The 3,659-nt window shown below is 68.8% G+C and carries 4 protein-coding genes; 2 read left to right on the top strand and 2 right to left on the bottom strand.

The window, feature by feature from the left end; translation table 11 throughout:
• Nucleotides 1-11 precede the first annotated feature (11 nt).
• On the top strand, nucleotides 12-1,598 hold the full coding sequence (locus QOD90_RS09380) for a PucR family transcriptional regulator (protein ID WP_526348923.1): 1,587 nt from the start codon (nucleotides 12-14) through the stop codon (nucleotides 1,596-1,598).
• A gap of 24 nt (nucleotides 1,599-1,622) precedes the next feature.
• On the opposite strand, the gene dapC is transcribed toward QOD90_RS09380, so the two are convergent.
• Both dapC and fdxA read right to left on the bottom strand, forming a co-directional pair.
• Nucleotides 1,623-2,714, bottom strand: a complete 1,092-nt coding sequence (gene dapC / locus QOD90_RS09375) for a succinyldiaminopimelate transaminase (RefSeq protein ID WP_526348921.1) — start codon at nucleotides 2,712-2,714, stop codon at nucleotides 1,623-1,625.
• 26 nt (nucleotides 2,715-2,740) lie between these two features.
• Nucleotides 2,741-3,067: a ferredoxin gene (fdxA, locus tag QOD90_RS09370; RefSeq protein WP_526348919.1), complete on the bottom strand. Its 327-nt coding sequence runs from the start codon at nucleotides 3,065-3,067 to the stop codon at nucleotides 2,741-2,743.
• A 262-nt stretch (nucleotides 3,068-3,329) separates the two neighbouring features.
• Here fdxA and QOD90_RS09365 point away from each other — a divergent pair.
• The coding region (locus QOD90_RS09365; RefSeq protein WP_526348917.1) for a PadR family transcriptional regulator at nucleotides 3,330-3,659 on the top strand (330 nt) is incomplete at its 3' end.

Genomic DNA, 3,659 nt, shown 5'->3' with positions numbered 1-3,659 from the left:
GATCGGCCAACGTGAAGGCTGCCGGTGTTGGACTCGGGCAGCTACTGCTCGCGCTGGACGCGACCATGGTGACCTTGGTGGAGGCCCCGCGCGGCCTGGATCTACCGGTGGCATCGGCCGCCTTGATCGACGCCGACGACGTCCGCCTCGGCCTGGCGGTCGGCTCGGGCTCGGCAGACGTGTTCTTCATCCTCGGCGTCGGCGACGACGACGTGCTGGCCTGGCTGGTTCAGCAGACCATTCGGCGGATACCCACGGCGATCTTCGTCAAGGAGCCGTCCGAGGCCGTGGTCGCACGCGCGGTGGCCGCGGGTACGGCCGTCGTCGCGGTCGAGCCGAGGGCCCGTTGGGAGCGGCTCTACCGCCTCGTCGACCACGTCTTCGAACACCACGGCGACCGCGCCGACCCGCTTTTCGACTCGAGCACCGACCTGTTTGGGCTGGCCCAATCGATCGCCGACCGCACGCACGGGATGGTCAGCATCGAGGACGTCCAGTCCCACGTCCTGGCGTACTCGGCCTCCAATGACGAGGCCGACGAGCTGCGACGGCTGTCGATCCTCGGCCGCGCCGGTCCGCCAGAACACCTCGCGTGGATCGGCCGGGCAGGCATCTTCGACGCCCTGCGTGCCACCGGTGACGTCGTCCGGGTGGCCGCCCGGCCAGAACTCGGCTTGCGGCCGCGCCGCGCCGTCGGCATTCATCACGAGGCGCCCGATCGCAGGCGCGGCCCGGTGTTCGCGGGCACCATCTGGCTGCAGGAGGGCGCCCGGCCGCTGGCCGAGGACGCCGATGACGTGCTGCGCGGCGCAGGCGTGCTGGCCGCGCGGATCATCTCCCGACTCGCCGCCACCCCGTCGACGCATGCGATGCGGGTTCAGGAACTGCTCGGCCTGCACGAGGTCGCCTTCGATGCCGCGCAGGTGGCCGACGCCGCGCGCGAACTGGGGATCGTCGCCGACGGGCGCGTCGCGGTGATCGGCTTCGACGGCGCAGCAGGAGGACCCGCGCGGCTCGCCGACGTACTCGCGTTGAGCGCCAGCGCCTTTCGGCGGGATGCCCAGGTGGTGGCTGGGGCGTCGCGGGTCTACGTGCTGTTCCCGCACACCGGCAAGGCGTCCGCGGTGTCGTCGTGGATCCGGGGCACCATCGGCGCCCTGCGGGCCGAGCTCGGGCTGGAATTACGGGCCGTGATCGCCACGCCGCCAACGGGTCTGACGGGTGTCGCCACCGCACGGGCCGAGGTGGACCGCGTTCTCGACAGTGCCGAGCGACATCCAGGTGCCATCGGTCAGGTGACGTCGCTCGCCGAATCGCGCACCACCGTGCTGCTCGACGAAATCGTCACGATGATCGGCGCAGACGATCGCCTCGTCGACCCGCGCGTAGCCGTGCTGCGCGAGAAGGATCCGACACTGGTGGACACCCTGCGGGCCTACCTGGACAGCTTCGGTGACGTCGCCGCGGCCGCTGCCTGGCTGCACGTACACCCCAACACGGTCCGCTACCGGGTGCGGCGAATCGAGGAGACCTTGGGCAGCTCACTAGCCGATCCCGAACTGCGGCTACTGCTTTCGCTGAGCCTGCGGGTGCGCTGAACCCTTCCGCCGAACGTGGCGGCCTCAGGCGAGACGTCGAGCGGCGGCATCGATCCGCTCGTCGGTGGCCGTCAGGGCCATCCGGACGTGCTGGGCACCGCGGGGGCCGTAGAACTCGCCTGGTGCGACCAGGATCCCGCGTTCGGCCAGCGACGCAACGGTTTCGCGGCAGGGTTCCCCGCGCGTCACCCACAAATAAAGGCCGGCCTCGGAGTGGTCGACGGTGAGCCCGGCGCCCCGGACCGCCGCCAGCAGCACGTCGCGCCGACGCGCGTAGCGCTCCCTTTGCACCAACTCGTGTGCGTCGTCGTCGAGGGCGGCGACCATTGCCGCCTGGATCGGCGTCGGCACCATCATTCCGGCGTGCTTGCGCACCGCGAGCAGTTCTGCCACCACGGCGGGATCGCCTGCCACGAAGCCCGCCCGGTATCCCGCCAGCGACGACGTCTTCGACAAGGAGTGGATGGCGAGCAGACCGGTGTGGTCACCACCGCAGACGGCCGGGTGCAACACCGAAACCGGAACATTTTCGGGATCCCAACCGAGACCGAGGTAGCACTCGTCGGAGGCGACCAGCGCGCCCCGGCTTCGGGCCCACTCGACGACTTTGCGGAGGTGCTCGACGCCGAGCACGGCGCCCGTCGGATTGCTCGGGGAGTTCACGTAGACGAGCTTGGGCAGCCGCGGCCCGAGTTGCGTCAGCGAATCGGCGGCCACGACCTCGGCGCCCGCCAGGCGCGCCCCGACGTCGTAGGTCGGATATGCCAGTTCTGGGACGACCACGACGTCGTCGCGCGTCAGGTTGAGCAACGTCGGCAGCCACGCGATGACTTCCTTGGTACCGATGACCGGCAGCACGGCGTCAGTGGCGAGATCGGTGATCCCATAGCGGCGGCGCAGCGCCTGCACGGCGGAGCTCCGAAGCGCCGGGGTGCCGGCAGTGGTCGGATATCCGGGAGCGGAACTGGCAGCAGCGAGCGCGTCCCGGATCACCGGGGCCACGGGGTCGACGGGGGTGCCGACCGACAGGTCGACGATGCCGTCGGGATGTGCCATGGCCGCCGCCGTGACATCGGCCAGGGTGTCCCAGGGAAAGACCGGCAGTGACGCCGACAGAGGCTTGACGGTCGGCCTCGCTTCGCTCAGCTCTCCTCGCCCTGCGGGGGCATGTCCTTGATGGCCTGCGGGTCGTTGTCGGTCTGGCCGACCTTCGACGCGCCGCCGGGCGATCCCAGCTCGGTAAAGAAGTCGGCGTTGTGCTGGGTGTAGCCGTTCCACTGATCCGGGACGTCGTCCTCGTAGTAGATCGCCTCTACCGGGCAGACCGGCTCGCACGCACCACAGTCGACGCATTCGTCGGGATGGATGTACAGCATGCGTGCGCCCTCATAGATGCAGTCGACCGGGCATTCTTCGATACATGCCTTGTCTTTGATGTCGACGCAGGGTTCGGCAATGGTGTACGTCACTGATGTCTCTCCTGTCCAGTGGGCCGCTGGTGGGTTGGGACCTGGGTAGGAACCCCCGAGAAGCCGAAGCAAGTATGCGTTGGCCATACCTGGACGCCTGTCTCAGTGTGTCCTAACTTGACGCGCCGCCCGGTGAGGGTGGAGCGCGGTTACTGATACTAGACGTTGCACATACAAGTCGCCTAGTCGCCCGTCGCGCTTCTCGCGGCGATCACATGCAACTAGTTGCATAGGACCGCTGGTAGCGCCTACGCTGCCTGACGTGGCACTCCCCCACGCAATTCTGGTGTCGCTCAGCGAACAGGCCGGCTCCGGATACGAACTGGCCCATAGGTTCGACCGGTCCATCGGTTACTTCTGGGCAGCCACCCATCAGCAGATCTACCGAACGCTGCGGACGATGGAGGACGACGGCTGGGTGCACGTCGACGTCGTCGCGCAGAGCGGCAGGCCGGACAAGAAGGTGTACGACGTCACCGAGGCCGGCCTTGCGGAGCTGGCCCGCTGGATCGCCGAACCGCTGACCGGCAGGGGTAGCTCGGTGACCGACTCGCGGACGCGCGACCTCGCGGTGAAGATCCGCGGCGCCGCA

The organism is Mycobacterium sp., assembly GCF_032161845.1.
In the GTDB taxonomy this organism is placed as follows: domain Bacteria; phylum Actinomycetota; class Actinomycetes; order Mycobacteriales; family Mycobacteriaceae; genus Mycobacterium.
The sequence above is the reverse complement of the archived record's forward strand: the minus strand, read 5'-3'. Positions and strand labels throughout refer to the sequence as shown.